Raw genomic sequence first — 24,378 nt, 5'->3', positions numbered from 1 at the left:
GAAAGACAGAAAGGAGAGGTAAACATGGAAATTCCGCGACATTGGCGCTTACGACAGCAACGTTATGCCCTAGTGGGCGAGGTGTGCCCGCATTGCGAGGAGAAAATTTTCCCGCCCCGGGATGTCTGCCCCTATTGTGGCAATGAGGCCAAGACCCAGTTCACGTTCAGCGGGCGGGGGACGGTGTTCTCATTCACCACCCTGACCGAAGCGCCGGCTGGCTTTGAGCAGACGGCACCCTACACAGTGGCGCTGGTTAAATTGGAAGAGGGCCCGGTGGTTACCGCTCAATTGACCGATTTGGGCGATCGTCCGGTGGAAATCGGCATGCCGGTAGAAATGGTCACGCGCAAAATCCGCGCCGAAGATGAGGAGCGTGGGGTCATCATTTATGGGTATAAGTTCAGGCCGGTGCTGACCGAAACGCAGTAGTGCTTTAGATATCCCGCCGACTAACAAACGCCCCCGATCATGGGGGCGTTGTTCCTTTAGGCGGGAGACACCCATCAACCTCCCTCGAGGTGCGGGTTACTATGTCTCTTCTTGCATAACCGGCAAAGCCACTACCACCTCGCTGGTATCCGACTCGGTGGCAAAACAGGCCAACTCATGTTGCGCACTGAGATAAACGTGCACCGGCTGGCCAGGTGGTAGGAAATAATCATGCGGCTGGAGGGAGGGTAAAACACACCCTGACCTGAGTTCAACTTGATAAAGATTCAACAGGCCCTTGAAGACGCGTCCGACTACCTTACCATTGGGCGGACCCTGCAAGTCAAGGCCGATATCATCAGCACGTACCGCCACATCTACCCGGCTACCCGGCGGATAGGGTACCTCTTGCCGCACCAGCCCAAGTTCGGTCTGAATGCCTTGCCGTGTCACGTGACCAGGCAGAAAATAAGCGTTCCCCATGAATTCGGCTACGAACCGGTTGACCGGGCGAGCGAAGATCGCCTCGGGGGTACCAATCTGATGGACCCGTCCTTGATTCATCACCGCCAGCCGATCTCCCATGAAGAGCGCCTCTTCCTGGTCGTGGGTGACGAATAAGGCCGCTAAATTCAAGCCCTTCAGCACCGTGCGCACCTCTTCGCGCAGTTTCAAACGTAAATCGGCATCCAAATTGGAAAAGGGTTCATCGAGCAGCAGCACCTGCGGTTGCGGCGCCAAGGCACGGGCCAGAGCCACCCGTTGCTGCTCACCGCCAGAAAGTTGGTGCGGAAAGCGCCGCGCCATTCCCTGCAAGCCAACCAGCGCGAGGAGTTCATTGACCCGTCGTTGCACTTGGGTTTTTGACCACCCTTTTAGCCCGAAGGCAATATTCTCATAGACGTTCAGGTGGGGAAAAAGGGCATAATCCTGGAAGACCATTCCAATACCACGTTTTTCTGGAGGGATGAAAACGCCAGCGGCCACTAGCGGTTTTCCCCCCATGTGGATTTCGCCCCGCTCAGGACGCTCAAAGCCGGCAATCAAACGCAAGGTGGTGGTCTTGCCACACCCGCTTGGCCCGACCACGGCTAGGATTTCCCCTGCCGCCAGATTCAGGCTTAGGTCGGCGACCACGGGCTTACCCTGATACGATTTATAAAGGTGACGGCATTCTAGCAAGGGATGGCTCATGACGTAGGCTCGTTCCTGGTGTAAGGGTTGTGATGGAACCAAAGCATGGAGAGGGAAGATAGGCCAACCAAGATCAAAGCCGGCCAGGCAGCACGGGCAAAAAAGGCTTCGGAAACTGCCCCCCACACCCGCGTAGCCAGGGTTGGGAAGCCTGGCGGCGCAAGGAGCAGGGTTGCCGGTAACTCCTTTAAGGTGGTCAAGCAGACCAGGCCGGCAGCAGAAGTCAAGCCCGGCGTGATCAAGGGCAACGTCACCCGCCAGAAGACCTGCCCGGGTGAATGTCCCAGACTGGCAGCGGCTTCTTCCAGGTTACGACGTACTAGGCGCAAGGCGGCTTGTAACACTCCCAGCGCCTGCGGTAGAAAGAGGATCATGTAGGCAACAATTAACAGCGTCAAGGTTTGATACAGAGCGGGTGTGAAATTGGCTCCAAAAAACACCAATGCCAGGGCGATGACCACCCCCGGTACGGCAAACCCCAGATGACTCCATCCTACCAACGCGCGACTTAACCGTCCAGCCTGCCGTACGGCGAGAATGGCGAGCGGCAAGGCCGCCACTACCGTCACTAAGGCGGCCAGGCCAGCCGCCAAAGCCGAGTTTAGCAGAGGCACCGCTAGGCTGCCCAGCGTTTCCCCTACCCGCACTCCGCGCACAAGCCAGTAGATCAGCCCTCCTACCGGCACCGCCAAGGCTAACCCCACGACGATTAGCACCAGTACCAGGGCTGGTACCTGCCACTTTCCCAGGCGAACCGGAGGAGAGGGTCTGGGTGTGTGAGCCACGACCGCCACTTTGAGACGATCAAGGCGTTGTTGCACCGCTAACAGGATAACCGTCACCAGCACCAACACCAGCGCTAGCAAGGCCGCGGTCGAACGATCAAATGAAGATTGGTAGTGCAGGTAAATGGCGCGGGTGAACGTGGTATAACGCAGCATCGAGACGGCACCAAAATCGCGCAACACGTACAGAGCGACCAACAACCCACCGGATGTCAGGGCGGGTCGTAGCAGGGGCAGTGTGACCCGCCAGAAGACTGCCCAGGGGGAATATCCCAGACTGCGCGCGGCTTCTTCAAGTGCCCGGTCACTCATTGACAACACGGCACGCACGCTCATGTAAACATAAGGGTAAGTCATCAGCGTGAGCACCCACCACGCGCCACCGAAGCCATAAATCGAAGGCCATTTGGCCAGGGGTAGCCATGTTGAGAGCAGCGAAGGGATCACTCCGTGCGGCGAAAGCAGGGACACATACAGATACGCGCCGACATAACTGGGAATGACTAGGGGCAACGGCAACACCATTGCCCAGAAACGCCGCCCCATCAGATCGCTACGGGTGACCAGCCACGCCAGAGGAACGGCTAGCATTATTGCACTGAAGGTCACCGCCAAAGCTAGTCCTAGGCTGCGCAGTAGCAAGTGCAGGGTCTGAACGCGCCCCAACCAGGTCCAAATGGCTGGCCCAGCACTCAGCGCCCGCACTCCCAAATAAAGCAAGGGCAAACCCATCACAGCAGCAACCAGGAGGGCAGGAAGATAGAGCCAGTTGGCCCGTCCCCCTGCTCGAGCCAAGGGGATTACAAGGTCCTTGGCAGCGATGATGGTCATTCGCATGGTCTCCTCTTAGGGCAGGATACCGGTTGCATGGAGCAAATCGAGTGTGCCTTGGAGATCGGCCAGTTGTTCCAGGTTGATCACTGCGCTGGTTAAACTATCCAACGGCGGCAAGCCCCGTTCGGGGTTAACGCCGGCAATCACCGGATACTCATACGTTTGGCTGGCGAAGTATTGCTGGGCAACCGGTGAAAGCAGAAAGCGAATCAGTTTCAAGGCGTTCTCGGGGTTCTTCCCACTCGTCAGACGGCCGATCCCAGAAACCAGAATTAGGGAATCTGGCCCGCCGTTGTTCATAAAGTAGTTGCGCGCCGGGAAGGTCTCCCCTTGCTCACGCAAGAAGCGATAGAGATAATAATGATTGACAAATCCGATCTCAATCTCGCCGTTCCCCACCGCAGCGACGATGGGCGCATTACCTTCGAAGACCACCGGCTGGTTAGCCTGAATGCCCAGCAGCCAGGCACGGGTTTCGTCCTCGCCCCACATCTTGCGCATGGCCGTTACCATGGCCTGGAACGAGGCGTTAGTGGGTGCCCAGCCAATTTTCCCGCGCCACCGTGGATCGGTGAAGCCACGTAGGTCCTGAGGTAGGTCTTCCGGGCGCAGACGTTTGGTGTTGTAAACAACCACCCGTGCCCGCCCCGAGACACCTACCCATGTCCCATCCTCGGCGCGGAAATGCGGCGCCACGGGGGAGAGAAGATCATCGGGAAGTGGTGCCAACAAACCGGCGGCAGTTACCGCGCCCAATCCCCCTGGATCCTGGGCGTAAAAAATATCGGCGGGGGAACTGCGGCCTTCTTCCAGAAGTGTAGCCGCCAGTTCTGCAGTACTGCCATAGCGCACCTCGACCCGAACGCCCGTGGCCTGGGTGAACTGCGCGAAGACTGGCGCCACCAGGTTCTCACTGCGCCCTGAATAGACCACCACGTGCCCGGCGTTCGGTGTGGACTGGGCGGTGGATAACGCGGAACACCCTGCCAGTGTTATAGTCATCAGGGTGAAGAGAAGACGTTGGAACAACCGGATCATGACGATGAACCTCCGTTGATGTGAGAGGGGAATATCATGGCGGAGGATTTATAACCAATATGGGTAGTTTTGTCAATAATTTTAACGAAATTCATAAAAATTGCAGGGTGACGATCTCCCCTCGTTATACCTTACCCAGACCACAGAATAGCATGGAAGCACGATCTGAGTCAGCCAAGTCATGGCACCTTTTGCGCCAGTGCGGGTTGTGCTCTTAAAAATCAGTGATAAACCAAAATTATCTTGCAAAAGTTGAAAGCGCCTGCTGGGTGCCCGACACAGGCGCTCTCACGATAAAGTGAAAACCGGTGTATGATCAGTGCCTGTCCCTAAGGCTTAAACCGTACTTCCACGGTCATACCCCAGCGCAGGCGCGGGTCGGGGTTGCTCAAGCGCAGGCGTACAGTGTAGACGATATCACCACCCTTGGTAGCGAACTGGTCACTGATGCGCTCCACTGTACCTTTCAGGGTGACCTCGGGCAGAGCATCGGCTACAATGTCGGCGTCCTGTCCCACTCGAATGTTCACCACGTCCGTCTCACTCAGGTCGGTGGTCTCCACGTAGAGCGTGTCCAGATCAGCCAGCAGGATCACCGGTTGGTTAGGCATGACCGATTCGCCCGCCGCCACACGCACTTCCACCACCGTACCGGCAAAGGGGGCCTTGAGTTCCAGGCTGTCCAGGCTGGCCTGGGCCGCGGCAACTTGAGCCTCGGCCTGGCGCAGTTGTGCCTCGGCCAAGGCCAGGTCATCTGGATCTGGGCCAGACTGGCGCTGTGCGTAAGTGTGGCGTGCCTCGGCTAGCGCGGCCTCGGCTTGCGCCACTGCGGCGCGAGCCTGCTCCAAACGGTTGTTTAGGCGGTCATAATCGCGCTGGGCCTTTTCCAGGCGGTCCTGGGCGTTTTTCAGGCGATCTTCGGCCCGCTTGCGGGTGGGGTTGTCAGGATCCAGGTTCTTGTACTTATCCACTTCCTCCTGGGCATCCTTAACCTCATCCTGTGCCTTGGTGACCTCTTCCCAGGCGCGATCTATCTCATCACGATAGGCATCGGTATCCAGGTTGTCCAGCGCCTGCTGGGCATCCAAGAGGGTTTGTTCGGCCTGCGCAACGGCCTGACGAGCCTGGGCTGCGGCCAGATCGGCTGTGCGTTTGAGATCATCTAGGTGCTGCTGGGCCTGCAAGCGTGCCAGTTCGGCTGCCGCCAGCGCGGCTTCAGCCTGCTCGCGATCCCCCAGGCGCATCAGCACCTCACCGGCTTGGACGCGTTGTCCCTCTTGCACCAGCACCTCGTCCACCCGCCCGCTGACGCGGAAAATTAACCAGGCTGAGTCGCGCGGTACGATACGCCCCTCGGCAATGATCCAATCTGGCGTTGTTGTGGCGGGTGATGTGGTGGGGGTCGGCGCTGATGCCGGTTGGCCTGTCAGGTTGCATCCGTTGAGAGTGCTAAGCAGAAGGATGGACAAGGAAAGAAGCCCCCAAAAACGTTTTGCGCTCATTTTGCTCCCTCCAGAGTGGGATTATTCATAAGCCAGCACCTCGCGAATGGTCAGACGTACGGCGGTACGTGCCGGCAGCAAACTGGCAATCACAGACAGCACCAGCACAACGCCCAGCCAAGCCAGAAAGCCGGTCGGGGTGTAGGCAAAGAGGGCCGGCGCATTGAAAATGGCCTGGCTGATCACGTTGGAGAGCAGTCGGCTGATGGGAAAGGCTGCCAGTGAGGCCAAAACCCAGGACATCAGCCCGATCAGCACACCTTCAACGATGACCAGCGTGCGAATGGTACCATCTGAAGCGCCAATGGCGCGCATGATACCGATTTCACGCGTGCGTTCCATCACGTTCAGGCTCATCGTGCCGGCCAGGCCAATGCTACCGACGATGGCGGCCAAGCCGGAGAGGATGAGCAGGAAGTTGGTCAGCACGTCCAGGCCCTTAGCAGTCTTTTCTAGCACGGAAAGGCCCGCCCGTGCCTCGGTCACATGGTAGCCACGTGCTTTCAGAAAAGCGTCTACCTGCCGTGCCAGGTCCTCCTGTTCAGGCAGGGAGAGGTTGGACCGATCGGCGGCCACGCGGAAGAGCAACCCTCGCCCCGATTGTCCCAGTTGTCGGCTCAATTCGGGGTAAGGCACATAAGCCAGGTGTCCCAGGTTCTGCCCGGCCAGTTGGAGAAAGCCCACCACCACCCACTCGCGCTCGCTACCGTTGATGCGCAGATGCAGGGTATCCCCCACACGCAGGTTGGGCAGGGTGGCGCGGAAGCGTTCATTGACCACCAGCACATTGCGGTCGCCGCTCTGTAACCAGCGTCCTTCGCGCAGGATGGGGGTGACCAGGGTGGTCTCGATGGGCACGCCGATCAACTGCACCGTATCCAAGACTTCATCCCCGGCACCCATCAGGTCGGCACGGGTGTAGGCCCAGCCCTCGACGTGCCCTACGCCGGGTACCTGGGCTAGGTCGTTCTGCACCCGCTGGATGCGTTGGGGCGCCTCAAAGGTTAGGTTGACGTCGGCCAGGAAGTAGCGCGAAAGTTGCCGGATGTAGCGTTCAATAGCTGCTTGGGTGTTAAAGGTGGCGATGAAGATCGCGCCCCCCAGGGTCAGGGTGATTAAGGTTAGGATTAAGCGCTGGGTACGGCGGAAGGTGTTGCGCAGGGAGATAAGGAGCGGTCGCGGTAGCGCGCGGAAGCGCTTTTGCAGCCGCTCGATCCAGTGAGGGGTTTGAACGGCCTCGCTGGGGCGGATGCCGCTGATCACCTCGTGAATGCGCACACGCACGCCGTGCAAAATGGGCAGCAGCGCCGCTCCTTGGGGCACGGCCAACGCCAGCACCACCTGGACAAGGATCGCCAGGGGCACGATGCGAAAACCTTGCAATTGCAAGTTGATGCGGTTGGCCAGGTACTCCAAAAGGACGTAGGAAAAACGGGCTGAGAGGGGCAAAGCCAGGATCAAGGCCAGCACCCCGTAGATCAGAATGAGCACCTGGTAAATGCCCGCCACCTGCCAGCGCTGCGCCCCGATCAGTTTCATCACTCCAATTTGCACCATCTGCTGTGCCAACAGGGCGTTCAGTGTATTCGTGATCAGGAAGCCGCTCAGGAAGACCACCAAAGCGCCCAGGACGAAGAGCACCCCTACCACCGCGTCCACGTAAATGCGGTTGGGATGGTTGTTGGACGTCCGCACCGCCGAACTGAAGATAAACACCCCCTGGGCTTCGACCTCGCGGCGCACCTTTTGCGCCACTTGGCGGATGGCAGTTTCATCGTCACCCTGTTCCACCGTTACGTAAAGGGTGTTCCAGGCTTCGCTCTGTTCCAGCCAGGGCAGGGTGGACGGGGTGATATAACCCTGAGGGGCTGCCAGGAAGAACCCCCCACCCCCCGCCGCAGCGCCCAAGGTCAAATCCTTGACGATGCCCACGATGCGCAGGCGACGCGTTTTGCCAGAGGGCAATTCCACGGTGATCCAATCGCCCATTCCAGCCCCAATTTCACTCAATTTGGATTGCTCAACCACCACTTCCTTATCGTCCGGTGGCCAGACGCCCTCCAGGAGATGCACCTGGTTGATGGCCTGAGTATTCATATCGGGGATGGCGTTGAAGTCCATCGGCAGCCAATTCCCTTGCCGGGTCTGCACGCGCAGGCTGACCCTGTGCACTCCCAGCGCATCACGAACGCCTTTCACGCTTTTGACCCGCTCTACCAGATCATCGTCAAAGGGAGTGGTTACCAGCATGATATTGGCTGGGTTGACGGCGCGATAGCCGGTGACCATATCTTCGGCGATCACACGGTGGTTGGTGATCAGGATGCCGATGGCAAATAACCCCACGGCAATCGAAAGCACCACCAGGAGCGAACGCCCCAAATTGCCGACGAGATCGCTGATGACTTTGCGCCATCGGGGTCGTATCATGCCGGGCCTCCGTGTCGAGTCTGCAGGGTGGCAATAAGGTCAGGGGCGTCACGGCGCAGGCTCTCCCAAGCGGCCTCATCCAGCAGGAGCACTAGGGCCCCACGGCTGCCGGCAGCGTAAGTGGTTGCTTCCTCGGCGCGGGAGAAGGCGCGCCATTGCCCTACCTCAAGCGGCGTAAGACGGGCTAGGAAGGAACGGCGGCGCGGGTGCGGGTGCAGGCTGCCCTCCAGCACCATTGCCCAGCGGCAGGCCGGTAAGGGGGTAGCGGGGGGCAGACGCAAGCTGCGTAGGTGGCGGTTGAGCAGGCGCATGCGAGGGTGGCTGAGGTGTGGCCAGCGGGCCACAATGGCCGGGTGGATCAATTCTCCATCGGAAATGACCAATACGCGGTGGGCTTGCTGGGCCAGGCGGAGGTCGTGGGTGACCATGACCAGGGTTTTGCCATGGGCGACCAGGTCGGTGAAAATCTCCATGATCTGGACGGCCGTGCGCGAATCTAGGTTGCCGGTGGGTTCGTCGGCCACCAGGATGGGGGGATCGTTGGCCAAGGCGCGAGCGATGGCGGCGCATTGCTGCTGCCCACCCGAAAGCGCTGCCGGGAGCTTGTGGGCCACCTTTTCGAGCCCTACGCGGCGCAGCAAGGCCATGGCGCGTTCCTCCCGCTCGGCTGGATCGTAACGATTGCAAAAGTCCATCGGCAGCATGACGTTTTCCAGCACGGAGAGCATCGGCAATAACTGGAAGAACTGGAACACAATGCCTAGGTTGTGGCCGCGCCAGACCGAGAGCGCCCCTTCGCTCAGGGTGTTAAGCAGCGTGCCGTTGACACGCACCTCACCCCGCGTAGGACGATCAATTCCGGTGATCATGTTCACCAAGGTGGATTTGCCGCTACCGGATTTGCCAGTCACGCTGACAAATTCGCCACTGCGGATGCTTAGATTGATGTTCTTGAGCGCCTCGAATGTCCCCGCAGGCATCTTGAAGACCTTCCACACCTCTTTCAGGTGGATGAGGGCTTCCTCGGCGCTGGGTTGACTCAGGGCGATGACGGGTTGGGTCAGGTGCATGGCGTTCCCTCCTTACCCCAACGCGATCTGGCGATTCGCTACTAGTCGCCCATCAGCCATCCACACTACGCGCGAGAAGCGTCGTTCCAGGCTGAGATCGTGCGTAACCATCACGATGGTTTTGCCCGCGGCAACCAGGCGCTCGAAAATATGTAGAATCCCCTCCGCCGTGCCTGAATCCAGCCGTCCCGTGGGTTCATCGGCGAGCAGGATGGGGGGATCGTTGGCTAGGGCGCGAGCGATGGCCACGCGTTGCTGCTGCCCGCCGGAAATGGCCGCTGGCAACTTGTGGATGTGTTCCTCAAGTTCTACCTGACGCAGCAACTCCTGCGCGCGTTCCGCCGACTTGCGCCCCTGCCATAGGCCACAGAAATCCATTGGGAGCAGCACGTTCTCCAGCAAGGTGAGGGTGGGCATGAGCAGGAAGTTCTGGGTGATCACGCCCAGCGTGCGGCCGCGCCACAGCGCCAGACGATCTTCATCCAAGTCATGCACTCGCACGCCGTTGACCAGCACTTCGCCTTCTGTCAGCGCGTCAATCCCGCTGATCATGTTGAGCAGGGTGGTCTTTCCTGCCCCAGATTTGCCGATGATGCCAACGAATTCGCCCGGATAGACCTCAAGGTCAATGCCGTGCAACGCCCAGAAATCCCCCGCGGGAGTGTGATAAGCCTTCTTGACCCCCCTCAGGGAGATGATGGGGGTGGCGGAGGCAGGGGCGGAGGTGAGGAGGCTCGCCATGGGTCTGGGTGTCAAGAAACAGGTCTGTCTGTGATAAAATAGATAATGTGTCCAATTATGGACGAAGTGTCTATAATTATATGCCGTAAGTCAGGTTTGTCAATCAGCCCATGAGCCGAGTACCTCTTGCTAACCCTGGGGATGCCTTTCAGGCTACGGAAGACAGCGACCGCCGTGCTGATCGGCGTATTCAGCGTACCCGCCAGCAACTGCGCGAGGCACTTCTGGCGCTGATCCTGGAGCGCGGCTACGAGACCTTGCGGGTGGAGGACATCACCGAGCGCGCCAACCTAGGGCGAGCGACCTTTTACTTACATTACCGGGATAAAGAAGCCTTGCTGCTGGATAGCATCCGGCAGACGGTAGATGAGTTGCTGGCACAAGTGAGCGCCTTTGCGCCCCCGCATTTGGAGGCAGGTTCTGAGGCCGCGGCGCGCTGGCTGCAGCGCGCCATTGCCCTAGTGTTTGAGCACGCGGCGGCGAGTGCCACGCTGTACCGCGTGATCCTGCGTGGGGAGGGCACAGCGGCGATCTCCAGACGCATTCACGCTATGATCTGCCAGGCAGTGCTCACCTACTTGGAAGCCCATCGCCCTCACCAGATGCCTGCGTTGCCGGCGGATGTGCTGGCGAATTACTTTGCCGGTGCGTTGCTGGCTCTGCTGACCTGGTGGCTGGAAAGCGGCATGCCCTATGGCGCCGAAGAGATGGCAGCGATGTTCTACCATTTGTTCTACGAAGGCATCGGTCATCTGACCTTGCCGCCATCCCCAACGGACGGGTAAAAACCCATTTTTTATGACCGTATCCAATGCGATATTTTAGGGAAATATTGGGGCTTTTAATATAACTTTACTAATTGGGTGATAATATGAATAAAATCCTGCCAGGAGGTATGAGATGACTGAGCACGGACAGGTCATTGAGATTACCGATCCCCCGTTTATTCAACGCTTGTTTGGCAGCCCTTCGTGGGCGTGGTTATGGCTGATTGTGCGGGTGTATGTGGGCTATACCTGGCTGACCTCAGGGCTGGGTAAAATCGGCAATCCGGCCTGGGTGCAAACCGGTGCGGCGCTGAAAGGCTTTTGGGAACGCGCCGTGGCCGTTCCAGAGCCTCCGGCCCGCCCGGCCATTGCCTTTGACTGGTACCGCGCTTTTATCCAAGCCCTGCTGGACGGCGGACATTACACCTGGTTTGCCAAGTTGATTGTGGCTGGCGAACTGTTGGTCGGGGCAGCGCTCATCTTGGGTGCGTTCGTAGGTATTGCCGCGTTCTTTGGCGCTTTCATGAACTGGAACTTCATGATGGCCGGCACCGCTAGCATCAACCCAGTTTTGTTCACCCTTTCTATCTTTCTTATCCTGGCCTGGAAGACGGCGGGATGGTGGGGACTAGACCGCTGGTTGCTGCCCTTGTTGGGCACACCCTGGCGTCCTGGGCGGGTATTTTCCGGGGGCGGCTCGACGACTGCGCCCGGCGCAGGGACGCCGTGAAGTTGTAGGCCACGCGCTTGCCTTAAAACACCATGAAAGAGCCCTTGGGGGTTAGAGCCCCAAGGGCTTCATGTTTGGGTGGGTGAAGACGGGTTGTTACCCAGCCAGGAAAAACCCCACCGCTACCAGGACCGGCGTCACCAGGTTGAGGACAACGTTCAGGCCCAGGTAGGGTATGAGTTGGGGTAGTTCGTTGGCATGGCGCAGCACCCCCCGGATCACGCGCGGCAGCAAGATGGCGGCTAGCAGGCCCAGCAGACTGGGGGTGGGGAGCACGCCCCCGATTACCCCCGCTACGATGGAGAGATACGCCAGCCCCAGAAAGAGGGCGTAAATGTAGGCACTGCGTTGGCGTCCTACCACGATCGGGAAATGATGACGCCCCACACTGCGATCGGCCTCCACATCCGGGAATTGGTTCAGCAGAAGCAGGTTGTTGACCAGGAAGAACGGTACCAGCGAGGCGACCACAACGGTGGCCGAAAGCTCGCCACCCAGAGCCAAGTGCGTGCCAATGACCATCAGTGGGCCGAAGCCCAGTCCTGGGGCAATCAGGCACAGGGCTGGCAGGCGTGTGATCAGTGGGGTGTAGGTTACAATGACCAGAATGCCCAGCAGGCCGATCCAAGCCAGCGTCCATCCGCGCAAGGTCACAAAATAGGCACCGATCAGACCCAACCCAAGCAGGCTGATCAGACCAATCCACAATGCCGCCGGAGCCAGGGCTGGCTGCTGTGGCAGAGTGCCGCTCCCGCCACTGAAGGGGGTGCGCTGAGTGCGCTGATCGAGTCCGGTTTTGAAATCCACGTACTCATTGAGGGCATTGACGCTGATATGGGCGGCCAAGGCGGCTATCAGCACCAGTGCCATTTGCCACCAAGCGGCCAGGTGGCCGGTTTGCCAGTAGGCCGTGCCTATCCCCAAAAGTACACACGCCGGGGTCAGTAGCAGGAAAGGAACACGCATAGGGCCAAGCAGAGCTTTCAATGAAGTCATCGTGTGCTTCTCCATCATCGAAAGATTGAGCAAAGGGCTTGCTGGCGCTATCTGTTTGTCAGCAGGTGCGCCTCTATTATCGTGAGAGACGGGCACAGCGTCAAGCGTGCCATGGGTGAGCTGTTATGACGTGACCGTCTGAGAGACCTGAGGTGCTTCGGCCGACTGCGGGAGCGGCATAGTAGCCCGCAGGAAACCCGCAAAGAGCAGTACAGCGCCGAGGAATTCGCTGATGTAAAGGGCGCCAGGAATGCCCATGCGGCTGAAGGTGCCGCCAAACGCAGGCAACAGGGCGCCGATGGCAATCAATACGTTACCAATGGTGCGATGAAGCAGCACCCGCTTGCGCCAGAAGAGCCAGGCCGAGTAGGCCGCGCCGCCCACTAGCAATACCGTTCCGTAGAGGTTGAAGAAAGGTGTCAGCGTACGCACGCCGGGGGTGACGATGGCGCGCCCGCTTAACTCGCTAGCGGTGTGCAGCCCGCCCGACATCAGCGCTGGGTCAAGTTCGGCACTGAAGACACGTATTGCACCGTAAATAGAGCCTATGAGTAAGATTGCCATCAACATATGGGCCACCCCACGGCGGCGGATCAGCAGATAAGCCGTACCCTGCCCTAACCAGGCGGCCACCAGCATTGCCCCAAACAGGTACCACAGACGAAAGATCAGCGGGTTCCAACCAAAGGCTCCGTAGTACCCCTCACAGAACCCACCGATAGCGTAGAAGAGCATGCCAATCCCCCATAACAAATGATGGGGCCCTCGTTTACGCATGAAGCGCCACAAGACCAGCAGAGCAAAGAGCAGGCTCACTGCGCTGGAAAGAAACGGTAACACAGTGGTGACGAAATTCATGTTGGCCTCCAATAAAACAAGATGGGGTTACAACCATCCCAGCACCACGGCCAGGCCAACTCCTAGCAAGATCAGGATGGCGAGGCCGATCAGAACGAGGAAGATGGGGATGGCTCTTTCCCAAAAGCGAGGATAGGTGTGGCGTGAGGTTGGGCGTTGAGTAAAACGATGAAGTGGGGTCTTCACAGTCTCCATTATGGCATAGGCGGATTAAGCAGAGATGAAATTCGGATAACATGGGCATTCAAAAGAGGAAATTCCATGACTCTAGGCGTGGCGAATTAGGTGAGAAAGGTTCAAAGACATAAGTGGGATGGTTGGGATCATATTACCCACCGATATGACTCTCGTCCCCGAGGACGTAGACGAATATCTCGGGGCATAGAACATAATACCCAGAGGAACAACTTTTCTTACCACCTCTGTAATTTTTGCGTTTATCCGCTTTGCCCGGATTTATGTTTGTGCTATAAAAGGATTAAACACATGTCCTCCCATCGCTTGATTCTTCCCTACAAAAGCGGCTGGTACACCGTCCTCCTGCCCACCTTGATTTGCCTGGGCGTGTGGGGCGGTTTGGTTGTCGGCGTTCCGGCGCTAATGGGCTGGGACATGCCCAACTGGTTGGGAACGCTGCTCTGCTTGGGTGGTTTCATCCCTGGGCTGGTTATCGCCGTGGTGACCTACCCGTTTCTCCTACGTCTGGCTGAACGGGGGCGTGGCGAACTCATGCTGGAAGGCAATCGCCTTCGCTGGCGTATAGGGCTGCGCTGGCGGGAGGTGGACTTCGGCCAGCCATATGAAGCTCAAATCTCTGCCGGTCTCAGCGGCCAGGGCGAGTACAACGCCCGTGTTTCTTTTTCGCCCGGCGGGGAGATAATTCACCTGCGCGAGGCACGCCGCGAGGAGGTACTGCGCCTATTTCCGGCGCCTTACTTTGTGGATACACTTGCCGTGCTGCCAGCAGAAGGAGCCTGGGGTTTTGAGCTCTCTGCCGCGGAACCTGTTGCCGTTGCCTTCTTCTCCACCTTGTTGGAATGCCTGTGGCGTACCCGCCATAACAACCGACGCTTCCGCCTGTACCAGAAATTCCCCTGGGAGCGCCGCCCTAACCCGGCCTTTCGCCACATCCGCATCTTTGACCCGAGCAAAGCGGAAGAACGGGCTTTTGTGGAAGGTTTGAGAACACAGGTTATCAGTTCGCTGGATTATCTCGAACTCACGCCAGACTATCTCATGGGCTGGCTCTATCGTTCGCCGGACAACCCTTTCAGTCAGATAGAAGGGTATGCAGTCATGCCACTAGGCTTTATCACCGCGGAGGCCGGCCTCAAGCGCCTGACCGTGTATGGTAAGGGGCAGGACAGTATGCCTCTGCAATTGACCTTTGGTTGGTACGAGCCGGCAGATGAAAAGTACGAGGAGGCCGAATTCCTGCTCCGCTTCGTTCAGGCGATGCAGGAAGTACAATGACATCTAGGGGACTGGGTGAGGTGGATTGCCATCTTGTCAGAGGGGTTGGCGTACCGGACAACAGGGTACTCGCGAGCAGTGGAGCGAGGATGAACGTTCGTAGAGGGCGATGAAACCGCCCACAGCATAAATGGAGTATCTTCTTCATATCCAACCATGGCTCACCTCCTCCCCAACCTAGAGTTGGACAGCATGCGTTGGATGAGCATGGGACAAGCCACGCCCACATGCCCGTTCCATTTGGCTCGGATGCCCTTTGAGGTGTGGCGCCGGGGCGAGCCCGTAGCTTTGGTCAGGGGTGTTGAATGGTAAAATAAAATAATCATCGCTTACACCTTGCGTCGTAAGGGCATTGGCATTGAGATAGACCCGTCTTATTGTGCATTGGCGCTCAAGCGCCTGCGCCTCGAAGCCCACATAGACAACCCGATCCTGCTATAATGATTATCTTTGGTAATTAACAACCCGGGAGGCTGCGATGGAAACATATCCCATCCCCATGGTACCGGGCCCGGTACGGGTGCCGCCTGAGGTTTTGGCTGCGCTGCAAGTGGATTACGGCTCGGGCGATCTGGAACGCGAGTTTCTTGACTTGTACAACCAGACTGAGGCGAACCTACAGCAGTTATGTGCTACTCGCAATCGGATTGTCATCCAGACCGGCGAGGGGATGCTGGCGCTGTGGGGGGCGCTCAAAAGCACCTTGCGTCCGGGGGAGCGGGTGTTGGCGTTGGCTACCGGCGTCTTTGGCTATGGTATTGCCGAGATGGCGCAAGCCCTCGGTGCTGAGGTCAAGATCCTCGGCTTGCCTTACGATGCGACTCTGAGCAACTGGGAAGAGATCGAGGCGGCCATCCTTGAATTCAAACCCAAGATGATCACTGCCGTGCACTGCGAGACCCCTTCGGGCACGCTCAATCCCCTGGCAGAGGTAGGACGCTTGAAGGCCAAATACGGTGTGCCGCTGTTTTACGTGGATGCGGTCTCCAGCATTGGGGGGACACCAGTTGAGGTGGATGCCTGGGGTATTGACTTGGCACTGGGTGGCTCGCAGAAGGTGCTCTCCGCACCGCCAATGATGGCTTTTGTGGCCGTGAGCGAAACCGCGTGGGAGGTCATTGAGCAGGTGGATTATGTAGGTTACGATGCACTGAAGCCCTTCCGTCATGCTCAGGCGCGTTTTGAGTTCCCCTACACGCCCAACTGGCACGGCGTGGCGACCCTTAAGGTCGCGTCGGATCTTCTCTTGCAAGAAGGGTTGACCAACGTATTTGCCCGCCACGAGCAGGTAGCGGCTTACTGCCGCCAACGCTTGCGAGCTATGGGGTTGCGCTTGCTACCGCGCCCGGATGCTGTGCCTTCTCCAACCGTGACAGCGGTGTACGTTCCTGAGGGTATCTCTTGGTCGGAGCTAGACACGCGCTTCCGTCAGCATGGGCTGGTGGTGGGCGGTTCTTATGGGCCACTGGCGGGCAAGGTTTTCCGGCTGGGGCACATGGGCAGCCAGGCGGACATGGCTTTGGTTACCCAGGCGCTAGATGTCATTGAGCATGTGGTGCGCGCCCTTTAGGAAGGCGGGCTGTTCTTCTGCCAGTGCTCCAACAGTATGGGTAGCTCACTCAGGCGTTCCAGGGCGGCATCGGGCTGGACAGGTTCAGGCAGGGTGGTGGGGACCGTTGAGCCGGCGTGGCGGGTGAGCCAGATGCCCCGCATTCCAACCCGCTGCGCACCCCACACATCTGCCCAAAGCAGGTCACCCACCATGACCGCTTGAGAAGCCCGGACCCCAAAACCATGTAGGGCATGGGTGAAGATGGCCGGGTGGGGCTTGCGCCAGCCCACCTCCGCCGAGATGATGATATGTTCCAGATAAGGCCGTAGCCTGGCCTTATCTACAAGGCGGTGGACATCGGCAGCGTCACCAGCGTTGGAGATCAGCCCCATGCGGTAACCGTGTTGATGCAGGGCCTCCAGAGTGGGTTGAGCCTCTGCCTCGGGTTGCCAGCGCGCCTCTGTGGGAGCATAAAACGCTGTCAGCGCCTCCGTCAGGTCTGCGGGTGCAGGTTCGGGGTAGCCGTAGGTGCGCAGAAATTCGCGCAGGAGGGTGGTGGTAGGAGTCTCAATCAGGCTCTGGTCGCGCCGGAAGTAGTACTCTTGCAGCCGGTGTAAGAAGAGAGGGGCTAGGGCAGCCGCATCCAGGGCGTAGCCGCGCGCATGGAGGGTCTCCAACATGGCCCGCGTGCCCTCGGCCAGCGCTTCGTTCAGGTCGCCCTCAAAGAAGATGAGTGTGTGCCCCAGATCGAAGAAGATGACCTTAATGTCTCCTGCTGTCTTGACCAAGGTTGTACCCTAGTAACCCCATTGTCCCTGATAGCGGTTGAGCAACACGCCACCGCTTAGGTAGCGGCGCAGGTTCTCGGCAAACAATTCCACGGCTCGCTGCATGTAGTGGCGGCTGACTCCGGCGATGTGAGGGGTGATAATCACGTTGGGCAGTTTCCAGAAAGGGCTCTCGGCGGGTAGCGGTTCTTCTGGAAAGACATCTAGTGCGGCGCCTGCGATGCGCCGTTCTTGCAAGGCCTGGAGCAGGGCGGCGCTATCTACCACGCCGCCCCGGCTGACATCTATCAGATAGGCGGTGCGCTTCATGGCCGCCAGGGCCTCAGCGTTGATGATTCCGCGCGTGGCTGGCGTGAGCGGCAGGCAGATCACCACAAAGTCGCAGCCGCGCAGCATGGACGACAAGGCTTGGATGGGGTAGAGGCGAGTGAAAAGGTCACCGGTGGGGTCACCTAAGCCCGGTCGAGTGTAGCCTTCGTCCTCCGGGTGCATCACGTCGCGCTTAGTTGCCAGCAGGGTCACACCAAACGGGCGTAGCAAACGGGCGATCTCGCGCCCCACACTGCCATAACCGACAATGCCCACGGTGCTCTCGCGCAATTCCAACGGTGCCAGGCGCTCCCAACGGTCACCGGGCCATTCGGCGCGGTGCTGCAGGTTAAACACCTCTGGCAGGTGATGCCCCAGGGCCAGCATCATCAGCAGGGCGTGTTCGGCTACCTGAGAAGCGGCGGCACCGCTCAGTGTGGTGATTTGCACCGCAGGGTTTTGCAGAAGTGGGGCGTTGAGGAGGTGGTCAATGCCGGCGTAGTGAATCTGGACCCAACGCAGGCGGGGAGCCTGCTCGGGTCTGGGCAGGACAGAGTCGGTGTAGAGGATCTCCGCTTGGGCCCACACCTCGGGAGGAATCTCATCTGGGTGACGCGCCGGGTGCACGCTCAGGCGTAGGCGCGGCGAGATCTCACGCAGAATCGTCACCAGAGGTTCGGGGAAGGCTACCGTGATGAGCACATGAATGGGGGTTGTTGCCATGCAGATCCTCCAGATTTCGACTGGGATCAGCGGATGTAAATCCCCTGAGGATCCAGTTCCTCACGCAGGATGCGCAATTCTGCGGCGGTAGGAGGGTCAGTGGTGCGCAGGTTGGCTGCCACCCGGAGCGGCCACCCGGTATTGGCCCGGACCTGCTCTACCGTCACGCCGGGGTGGAGGGCGGTCAGGATCAGTTCACCGTTCTCATCCGGCTCCAGGATGCCCAGGTCGGTTACCACAGCCTGAGGACCGCTGCCGCGCACACCGCTGGCGAGGCGTTCGGCGCGTCCATTCAGAAAACCGGCCGAGGTGCAGAAATCCACCCGTTCTGGGAAGCGACGCTTCTGATGAGGGGTGATAATGTAACAACGGTTGGCCCAGGCAGCGATCTCCATCGAGCCTCCCGAGCCGGGCAAGCGCACCTTGGGGTGAAAATAATCCCCGATGACGGTGGCGTTGATATTGCCAAAACGATCAATCTGTGCTCCCCCAAGAAAGCCCACGTCAATCAAACCGCGTTGCAAGTAGAGGCTGAAGATGTCGTACATACTGCACACCGAAGCGGCGCCACTGACCAAGGTGGGATCCCCAATTGAGAGCGGCAGGCGCGAGGGGCGGGCACCAATAACCCCGGCTTCATACACTAACACCAGATTGGGTGCGTGGGTGCGCTGAGCCAGGTTGCAGGCCAGGTTGGGCAGCCCCACCCCTACGAAAACTACATCATGGTCGCGCAAGAGGCGCGCAGCATTGATTGTCATCAATTCCGCGGCGGTGTAGGTATTCATCTCAGTAGTCTCCGTAGTTAATCGGCGCCGACCAACGCGGTTTCACGGCCAAGCGGTGATGGGTCTCTTCACCCAATTTGTGCCAATATTCCCAGCGATCCTTGACCCCAAAGACCCATTCCTCCAGCCAGGCTTGCACGGCTTCGCGCGACTCGCTCAGTTTGTCCCAAGCCAAGTAGAAGGCGTTATCGCGGTCGTAGTAACCCTGGGTGTAGGAGGGATGGGCGCAGTAGGGCACGTGACATACCGCGTCCACGACAAATTCGGGGATTAGCGTGCGGTTGGGGTCGGAGCGAATGACTTCCTCTTCCACAATCTCCTCGGCAGTGAGGATGACGTGGCGGGCGGCAAAAGCGGCTTCTTTCTGCTCCCCAATGATGCCCCAAATGTGGGCGTTGCCGCGACGGTCAGCGCGCTGAACGTGAATAATGGCCACATCCGGGTTGAGGGGAGGCACCACGACCACCTCGCGCCCGGTGTAAGGGTCTTGCAGACGGCGATAATTAGGATTGACCCGTTCTAAGTCGCCCGCCGCGGTGGGGTTCATGGGCATAAACGGCAGCCCGGCGGCGCCGGCTTGCAAGCGCGAGATCATGCCAAAGTGGGAGTACTCCTCCCATTCCAGTCGCCCGGCTTCGATCTCGGCGCGCACGATGCGCAGTGAACCGATGCCGGGGTTGCCCATGTAAGAAAAGATAAGTTTGCGCGCGCAGCCGGCGGCAATCATCTGTTCATAAATCAGGTCGGGAGTGGCGCGGGCCAAGACAAGATTGCGTCGCTCCTGACGGATTATCTCGTGGGCGGCGGCAAAGGGAATCAAGTGGGTAAAGCCAGCGGCATAGACGCAATCGCCATCATGTACAAATTCGGCAATGGCTTCAGCGAGGGAACAGCGTTTGTCGGGGGACATGACCAATTGACCGGACGTCCTTTCTGCAGGTTGGGGTGGGGGCTGTCACCGCAGACAGCCCCCACGTGATCTTAGCTTAGAGCCGGCGGATGAGTGTGCGCGATTGCTCGTGCATGTAGAGTTGCAGATAGTGCACACCGCCGGCGTTCTTACCGGTAGAGCCAGAACCCTTCCACCCGCCGAAGGGCTGGAAGCCGGGCCAGGCGCCGGTGGTCGCGCCCTGCGGGCGGTTGGCGTACACCACGCCCGCTTCGATGTGCTCAAAGAACCATTGGGCCTCTTCTTCCGTGCCGTAAAAACCGGCGGTGAGGCCGTAATCCACGTCATTAGCCAGACGCATGGCCTCTTCCAGCGATTCGACCTTCGCGATGGTGCTGATGGGTAGGAACATCTCGTATTTCCACAGGCGGTGATCCAGCGGCACATCTGCCACCAGGGTGGGGGCGCAGAAGTAACCTTTGGCATATTCACCCTCGGTGAGCACCTTGCCGCCGGTCAGAATGGTGCCGACCTGGCTCAGTTCCTCGCAGAAGGCCTGGTAATCAGCGTAGGATTTGCGGTTAATCACCGGGCCAAGGAAGTTTTTGCGCTCGGTCGGGTCACCGATGCTTAACTTGTTGGTCAGTTCCACTAGGCGATTGACTAACTGATCATACACCGGGGCCTCGATGTAGATGCGCGAGCAGGCCGAGCATTTCTGTCCCTGCAACCCAAAGGCTGAGCGCACAATCCCCGCTGCTGCATCTTCCAGGTTGGCGTGGCGGCTGACGATGGCCGGGTTCTTGCCGCCCATTTCGAGGATGGTCGGGCGTGGCCAGCGCCCCTGGGCAAATGAACGGTAGATGTGCATACCCACGTCGTATGAGCCAGTGAAGGTAATGCCATCCACCTCGGGGCTGTCGATTAGAGCCTGGCCGAGCGTGCTACCGGGGCCGGTGACGTAGTTGATCACCCCATCGGGCAGGCCGGCATCGCGCAAGCACTCGGCGATCAGGCGCACGCTCCATGGGGTATCACTGGCGGGCTTCATCACCACGGTGTTGCCGGTGACCAGTGCCGCCGCGGCAGGCCCACCGGTCAACGCGCAGGGGAAGTTAAAGGGACTGATGACCAGCCACACGCCATAGGGGCGCAGCACTGAAAGGTTGCGCGCCTCGAACCCGACCAGGGGGTCACGTCCCATCTCGACGATAAAGCCGTTATTGGCTTCCATGCGATCACAGGCATAGCGGAAAAGATCCGCTGTCTCAGCCACGTCGCCGAGGGCTTCCATGCGGTTCTTGCCTACTTCCAGCGAGACGACGGCGGCGATCTCATAGATGCGCTGGTCAATCAGATCGGCGGCCTTGCGAATCAGGGCGACGCGATCTTGCCACGCCATGCGGCTCCAAACCGGGAAAGCGCGGCGGGCCGCCGCTAACGCGGCCCGTGCATCGTCCGCCGTGCCTTGTTGAAAGACTCCCAGCACCATATCGGTATTGGCGGGGTTACGGTCTTCGAATTTCTTGGCGGCAAAAACCTCTTTGCCGTCAATGATCATGCCGTGTTCTTGCCCCAGTTTGGCCTTGACGCGTGCCAGAGCATCTTCGAAGCGGGTGTGCAGTTCTTCAGGGGGATTGAACATCGTGGCATAGGTCAACTTAAAGGTGCTTTCGGCGGTCATAAACTAACGCCCTCCTTTTGTGAGACAGGGAAAATTTGGGGTGTGCCTGAACCGCTCAGGCAGTATTAAGTATAGTCAGGGCGGGTAGGCAAGTCAAAGCCAGGGTGTCAGGCAGTTGGCAGGACGTTTATCCTGATTAGCCGGTCTTCGGGAGGGGTGGATGAGCGGTGTTATAATCAAAAATGTGTCAAGATTCTGGCGCTTTTTAGGGCTGGTTCTGCTGATAGGTGGTGTGGGACTGGGGACAGTATGGATGGTCCCGGGCGTACGTGAGCGGGTGGTGTGGCACTTGGAAGCCTGGCGGGTGCAGGTGCGCTATGCTCTCAAACCCCCGCAAGAAGCCGTGTTCGTACCCGAATCCACGTTGCCCACCATGCCTTTAGTTTCCAGTCCCACTGCTCTGCCGCCCACGGCAACCCCGTCACATCCTATTGATGAGGCAGTCAATTCCCACCCCACCGCCACCCCCACCGTTCTGCCCACGCCAACCCCTACTCCCCTGCCGCCGGAAGCGTATATCAGTGGTGGGCGCTATTACGATCAGCATGGGCTGTGGAATTACTGTGCCCCGGCGACCCTGGCGATAGCGCTTTCCTATTGGGGCTGGCAAGGTGATCGCACTGACATCGGCCGGGTGGTCAAGCCGTTTGAAAAAGATAAAAACGTCATGCCGTATGAACTGGCCGACTATGTTGAGAAATATACCGGCCTGCGCGCTTTGGTGCGGGCGGGAGGCACACTAGATCTACTCAAGGGTTTGGTGGCAGCCGGTTTCCCTGTGATGATCGAAAAGGGAGTCTATTTGCGCGATTACAACGGTCGGCTGGGCTGGATGGGACACTACACCGTGGTCAGCGGGTATCAGGATGCTACCCAGCGTTTCATCACCCAAGATGCCTACTTCTCGCCCGATTATCTGGTTACGTATGATGACTTGCTCTGGCAATGGCGCTCCTTCAATTACGTGTTTCTGGTGGTTTACCCGCCGGAGCGAGAGGCCGAGGTGCTGGCAGTTTTAGGTCCTTACGCCGATGTGACGGAGTCCTACCGCCGGGCCATGCAGGTTGCCTCCTATGAGGCCAGCGCCCTGAGCGGTCTGGAGCAGTTTTTTGCGCTTTTCAATTATGGCACCAGCCTGGTCAACTTACAGGACTATGCCGGCGCGGCGCATGCCTACGATCAGGCCTTCACCCTGATGGCCAATCTGCCAGAGGATAAACGTCCTTGGCGCATCATGTGGTACCAGACCGGCCCTTACTTTGCCTACTATTATACTGGGCGTTACTGGGATGTCATCCGACTGGCGGACACCACCATCGGTGCGGCAGATCAGCCGTATATCGAGGAATCGTTTATCTGGCGGGCACGGGCGCGTCTGGCGTTGGGGGATACAGCAGGGGCGGCCGAAGACGTGCGCACGGCCCTGGAATATCACCCCGGCTTCATCCCAGCTGTGGAAATGGCCCAAGCCATGCATCTTCAACCCTGAGGAAAGGGAGATTATGCTGCGCATCCTGCACTTTGCCGATGCTCATATTGATATCGCCAATCGAGGGCGTCAAGACCCACAAACGGGCTTGCCAATCCGCGTGCTGGATTTTCTGGGATCCCTGGATACTATTGTCGAGACCGCCATTCGTGAACAGGTAGACCTGGTGTTGTTTGCTGGCGATGCTTATAAAGATCGAACGCCGGTTCCCACGTTCCAGCGCGAGTGGGGCAAGCGGATGATGCGCCTTTCACGGGCCGGCATTCCCACGCTGTTGCTAGTGGGCAACCACGATATCTCGCCGGCGCTGGGACGTGCACATACCCTCCAAGAATTTGAGACGCTCGAAGTGCCCAACGTACGCGTGCTGGGGCGCTTGGCTTTGCTCGGGCCTGCCGATGTGTGGGGCTTGCCGTTGCAGGTGCTGGCCATCCCCTGGATTTCCCGCTCCACGCTGATGGGCCTGGAGGAATTGAGCGGTAGCCAGCCAGAACGGATCTACGAGCGTTTGCAGGAGGTGCTGATCTCGGTGGTAGAGCAGTTGCTCGAACGGGCGGATCCCACCTTGCCTCTCATCCTAACCGCGCATGCTTCGGTGGAGGGGGCGGTTTACGGAGGCGAGCGGCTGATCATGCTGGGGCACGATTTTGTTATCCCGCGTGGGTTGTTGTTGCATCCCAAGGTGGATTACGTGGCCTTGGGGCACATCCACAAGCATCAGGATCTGAATCCGGGGGGCTATCCGGCGGTAGTGTACGCGGGTTCGATTGAACGCGTGGATTTTGGGGAGGCCGCGGATGAAAAGGGTTTTGTGCTGGTGGAGGTGGAGCGTGGAGCCACCCGTTACACTTGGCGCCCGTTACCGGGGCGTCCAATTGTGGATAAAAGAGTGGACCTAAGTGAACTGGAAAGAGAGGGGGGTGAGAAGCCCCTGCCCAGCGTAGTGATGGAGACCATTCGCCGGCACTTGCCTGCACCTCAGGCCCTCGAGGGGGCCATTGTGCGCCTGGTGCTGGAATACCCGCGCGCCTGGGAGGCACTGATTGACGAGGCAGCGCTGCGCAAGTGGCTAGAACCCGCCCTGGAAGTGCATTTGGTACGTCGCCCACGCGCAGAGATGCGCCTGCGCCTAGCCGGGGATGCAACCATCGCGCAACGCACGCCGCTCGAACTGCTGGAGGTGTATTGGAAGTCGCTTTCACTCCCGCCGGATGAAATTCAAGCCCTGCAAGATCTGGCGCGGCAGGTGCTGGCCCAGGCGGAAGGCGAATTGATTTAGCAGGAGCCCATTTTTAGATATTGTCAA

The 24,378-nt window shown here is 59.1% G+C and carries 22 protein-coding genes; 7 read left to right on the top strand and 15 right to left on the bottom strand.

Going from position 1 to position 24,378, the window contains the following annotated elements:
- Positions 1-24: 24 nt before the first annotated feature.
- A complete protein-coding gene (locus tag Q0721_RS06110; RefSeq protein WP_299026937.1) occupies positions 25-432 on the top strand; it encodes a Zn-ribbon domain-containing OB-fold protein in 408 nt (135 codons plus the stop codon).
- Positions 433-531: 99 nt separating this feature from the next.
- Here Q0721_RS06110 and Q0721_RS06105 read toward each other — a convergent pair whose 3' ends face one another.
- The 7 genes from Q0721_RS06105 to Q0721_RS06075 all read right to left on the bottom strand — a co-directional run bounded on the left by Q0721_RS06105 (position 532) and on the right by Q0721_RS06075 (position 10,026).
- A complete protein-coding gene (locus tag Q0721_RS06105) occupies positions 532-1,626 on the bottom strand; it encodes an ABC transporter ATP-binding protein (protein WP_299026935.1) in 1,095 nt (364 codons plus the stop codon).
- Positions 1,623-3,248 carry an iron ABC transporter permease gene (locus tag Q0721_RS06100; protein ID WP_299026933.1) on the bottom strand — a complete coding sequence of 542 codons (1,626 nt, stop codon included), beginning with the start codon at positions 3,246-3,248 and terminating at the stop codon, positions 1,623-1,625. Before Q0721_RS06100 ends, Q0721_RS06105 begins: the two co-directional genes overlap by 4 nt.
- Before the next feature lie 9 nt (positions 3,249-3,257).
- Positions 3,258-4,283 (bottom strand): iron ABC transporter substrate-binding protein, encoded by a 1,026-nt coding sequence (locus Q0721_RS06095; protein ID WP_299026930.1) that lies wholly within the window; start codon positions 4,281-4,283, stop codon positions 3,258-3,260.
- 329 nt (positions 4,284-4,612) lie between these two features.
- A complete protein-coding gene (locus Q0721_RS06090; RefSeq protein ID WP_299026927.1) occupies positions 4,613-5,785 on the bottom strand; it encodes an efflux RND transporter periplasmic adaptor subunit in 1,173 nt (390 codons plus the stop codon).
- A 21-nt stretch (positions 5,786-5,806) separates the two neighbouring features.
- Complete coding sequence (locus tag Q0721_RS06085; protein ID WP_299026924.1) at positions 5,807-8,215, bottom strand: ABC transporter permease; 2,409 nt, start codon at positions 8,213-8,215, stop codon at positions 5,807-5,809.
- Positions 8,212-9,285 (bottom strand): ABC transporter ATP-binding protein, encoded by a 1,074-nt coding sequence (locus Q0721_RS06080; RefSeq protein ID WP_299026920.1) that lies wholly within the window; start codon positions 9,283-9,285, stop codon positions 8,212-8,214. Before Q0721_RS06080 ends, Q0721_RS06085 begins: the two co-directional genes overlap by 4 nt.
- 12 nt (positions 9,286-9,297) lie before the next feature.
- Entirely contained in the window at positions 9,298-10,026 is a 729-nt protein-coding gene (locus Q0721_RS06075) for an ABC transporter ATP-binding protein (RefSeq protein ID WP_299026918.1), read from the bottom strand.
- A gap of 110 nt (positions 10,027-10,136) precedes the next feature.
- Here Q0721_RS06075 and Q0721_RS06070 point away from each other — a divergent pair, with 110 nt between their 5' ends.
- Together Q0721_RS06070 and Q0721_RS06065 are read left to right on the top strand one after the other, a co-directional pair.
- Entirely contained in the window at positions 10,137-10,811 is a 675-nt protein-coding gene (locus Q0721_RS06070; protein ID WP_299026915.1) for a TetR/AcrR family transcriptional regulator, read from the top strand.
- Between the two features lie 115 nt (positions 10,812-10,926).
- Positions 10,927-11,523, top strand: coding sequence for a DoxX family membrane protein (locus Q0721_RS06065; protein WP_299026912.1), 597 nt, complete (start codon positions 10,927-10,929; stop codon positions 11,521-11,523).
- A 96-nt stretch (positions 11,524-11,619) separates the two neighbouring features.
- On the opposite strand, the gene Q0721_RS06060 is transcribed toward Q0721_RS06065, so the two are convergent.
- The 3 genes from Q0721_RS06060 to Q0721_RS06050 form a co-directional block, all read right to left on the bottom strand.
- Positions 11,620-12,519, bottom strand: a complete 900-nt coding sequence (locus Q0721_RS06060) for a prenyltransferase (protein ID WP_299026909.1) — start codon at positions 12,517-12,519, stop codon at positions 11,620-11,622.
- Between the two features lie 123 nt (positions 12,520-12,642).
- Positions 12,643-13,377, bottom strand: coding sequence for a hypothetical protein (locus Q0721_RS06055; protein WP_299026904.1), 735 nt, complete (start codon positions 13,375-13,377; stop codon positions 12,643-12,645).
- 27 nt (positions 13,378-13,404) lie between these two features.
- A complete protein-coding gene (locus Q0721_RS06050; protein WP_299026901.1) occupies positions 13,405-13,563 on the bottom strand; it encodes a hypothetical protein in 159 nt (52 codons plus the stop codon).
- Between the two features lie 300 nt (positions 13,564-13,863).
- Here Q0721_RS06050 and Q0721_RS06045 point away from each other — a divergent pair, with 300 nt between their 5' ends.
- Both Q0721_RS06045 and Q0721_RS06040 read left to right on the top strand, forming a co-directional pair.
- Positions 13,864-14,850 carry a hypothetical protein gene (locus Q0721_RS06045; protein WP_299026898.1) on the top strand — a complete coding sequence of 329 codons (987 nt, stop codon included), beginning with the start codon at positions 13,864-13,866 and terminating at the stop codon, positions 14,848-14,850.
- Positions 14,851-15,328: 478 nt separating this feature from the next.
- A complete protein-coding gene (locus Q0721_RS06040) occupies positions 15,329-16,420 on the top strand; it encodes an alanine--glyoxylate aminotransferase family protein (protein WP_299026896.1) in 1,092 nt (363 codons plus the stop codon).
- On the opposite strand, the gene Q0721_RS06035 is transcribed toward Q0721_RS06040, so the two are convergent.
- The 5 genes from Q0721_RS06035 to Q0721_RS06015 all read right to left on the bottom strand — a co-directional run bounded on the left by Q0721_RS06035 (position 16,417) and on the right by Q0721_RS06015 (position 21,583).
- Positions 16,417-17,190 carry an HAD family hydrolase gene (locus Q0721_RS06035; RefSeq protein WP_299026893.1) on the bottom strand — a complete coding sequence of 258 codons (774 nt, stop codon included), beginning with the start codon at positions 17,188-17,190 and terminating at the stop codon, positions 16,417-16,419. The two genes, Q0721_RS06040 and Q0721_RS06035, sit on opposite strands and share 4 nt — an antisense overlap.
- A 9-nt stretch (positions 17,191-17,199) precedes the next feature.
- On the bottom strand, positions 17,200-18,222 hold the full coding sequence (locus tag Q0721_RS06030) for a D-2-hydroxyacid dehydrogenase (RefSeq protein ID WP_299026890.1): 1,023 nt from the start codon (positions 18,220-18,222) through the stop codon (positions 17,200-17,202).
- 26 nt (positions 18,223-18,248) lie between these two features.
- On the bottom strand, positions 18,249-19,010 hold the full coding sequence (locus tag Q0721_RS06025) for a CoA-transferase (protein WP_299026887.1): 762 nt from the start codon (positions 19,008-19,010) through the stop codon (positions 18,249-18,251).
- Position 19,011: 1 nt separating this feature from the next.
- The gene (locus Q0721_RS06020) at positions 19,012-19,920 is read right to left on the bottom strand and encodes a CoA-transferase (protein ID WP_299026884.1); all 909 of its coding nucleotides are present in this window, start codon (positions 19,918-19,920) and stop codon (positions 19,012-19,014) included.
- A 76-nt stretch (positions 19,921-19,996) separates the two neighbouring features.
- Complete coding sequence (locus tag Q0721_RS06015) at positions 19,997-21,583, bottom strand: aldehyde dehydrogenase family protein (protein WP_299026880.1); 1,587 nt, start codon at positions 21,581-21,583, stop codon at positions 19,997-19,999.
- Positions 21,584-21,743: 160 nt separating this feature from the next.
- Between Q0721_RS06015 and Q0721_RS06010 the strand changes: the two genes are divergently transcribed.
- A complete protein-coding gene (locus Q0721_RS06010; RefSeq protein WP_299026877.1) occupies positions 21,744-23,072 on the top strand; it encodes a C39 family peptidase in 1,329 nt (442 codons plus the stop codon).
- Positions 23,073-23,085: 13 nt separating this feature from the next.
- Complete coding sequence (locus Q0721_RS06005) at positions 23,086-24,351, top strand: exonuclease SbcCD subunit D (protein WP_299026874.1); 1,266 nt, start codon at positions 23,086-23,088, stop codon at positions 24,349-24,351.
- The last annotated feature ends 27 nt before the right edge of the window (positions 24,352-24,378 follow it).

The organism is uncultured Thermanaerothrix sp. (genome assembly GCF_938028735.1).
Classification (GTDB): domain Bacteria; phylum Chloroflexota; class Anaerolineae; order Anaerolineales; family Anaerolineaceae; genus Thermanaerothrix.
The sequence above is the reverse complement of the archived record's forward strand: the minus strand, read 5'-3'. Positions and strand labels throughout refer to the sequence as shown.

Excerpts from the sequence above, each read along its gene's own strand:
- Q0721_RS06090 (WP_299026927.1), bottom strand. The coding sequence starts at position 5,785 with ATGAGCGCAAAACGTTTTTGGGGGCTTCTTTCCTTGTCCATCCTTCTG.
- Q0721_RS06080 (WP_299026920.1), bottom strand. The coding sequence starts at position 9,285 with ATGCACCTGACCCAACCCGTCATCGCCCTGAGTCAACCCAGCGCCGAG.
- Q0721_RS06095 (WP_299026930.1), bottom strand. The coding sequence starts at position 4,283 with ATGATCCGGTTGTTCCAACGTCTTCTCTTCACCCTGATGACTATAACA.
- Q0721_RS06110 (WP_299026937.1), top strand. The coding sequence starts at position 25 with ATGGAAATTCCGCGACATTGGCGCTTACGACAGCAACGTTATGCCCTA.
- Q0721_RS06055 (WP_299026904.1), bottom strand. The coding sequence starts at position 13,377 with ATGAATTTCGTCACCACTGTGTTACCGTTTCTTTCCAGCGCAGTGAGC.
- Q0721_RS06010 (WP_299026877.1), top strand. The coding sequence starts at position 21,744 with ATGAGCGGTGTTATAATCAAAAATGTGTCAAGATTCTGGCGCTTTTTA.
- Q0721_RS06045 (WP_299026898.1), top strand. The coding sequence starts at position 13,864 with ATGTCCTCCCATCGCTTGATTCTTCCCTACAAAAGCGGCTGGTACACC.
- Q0721_RS06040 (WP_299026896.1), top strand. The coding sequence starts at position 15,329 with ATGGAAACATATCCCATCCCCATGGTACCGGGCCCGGTACGGGTGCCG.
- Q0721_RS06105 (WP_299026935.1), bottom strand. The coding sequence starts at position 1,626 with ATGAGCCATCCCTTGCTAGAATGCCGTCACCTTTATAAATCGTATCAG.
- Q0721_RS06030 (WP_299026890.1), bottom strand. The coding sequence starts at position 18,222 with ATGGCAACAACCCCCATTCATGTGCTCATCACGGTAGCCTTCCCCGAA.
- Q0721_RS06060 (WP_299026909.1), bottom strand. The coding sequence starts at position 12,519 with ATGACTTCATTGAAAGCTCTGCTTGGCCCTATGCGTGTTCCTTTCCTG.
- Q0721_RS06065 (WP_299026912.1), top strand. The coding sequence starts at position 10,927 with ATGACTGAGCACGGACAGGTCATTGAGATTACCGATCCCCCGTTTATT.
- Q0721_RS06085 (WP_299026924.1), bottom strand. The coding sequence starts at position 8,215 with ATGATACGACCCCGATGGCGCAAAGTCATCAGCGATCTCGTCGGCAAT.
- Q0721_RS06100 (WP_299026933.1), bottom strand. The coding sequence starts at position 3,248 with ATGCGAATGACCATCATCGCTGCCAAGGACCTTGTAATCCCCTTGGCT.
- Q0721_RS06005 (WP_299026874.1), top strand. The coding sequence starts at position 23,086 with ATGCTGCGCATCCTGCACTTTGCCGATGCTCATATTGATATCGCCAAT.
- Q0721_RS06075 (WP_299026918.1), bottom strand. The coding sequence starts at position 10,026 with ATGGCGAGCCTCCTCACCTCCGCCCCTGCCTCCGCCACCCCCATCATC.
- Q0721_RS06015 (WP_299026880.1), bottom strand. The coding sequence starts at position 21,583 with ATGACCGCCGAAAGCACCTTTAAGTTGACCTATGCCACGATGTTCAAT.
- Q0721_RS06025 (WP_299026887.1), bottom strand. The coding sequence starts at position 19,010 with ATGAATACCTACACCGCCGCGGAATTGATGACAATCAATGCTGCGCGC.
- Q0721_RS06020 (WP_299026884.1), bottom strand. The coding sequence starts at position 19,920 with ATGTCCCCCGACAAACGCTGTTCCCTCGCTGAAGCCATTGCCGAATTT.
- Q0721_RS06070 (WP_299026915.1), top strand. The coding sequence starts at position 10,137 with ATGAGCCGAGTACCTCTTGCTAACCCTGGGGATGCCTTTCAGGCTACG.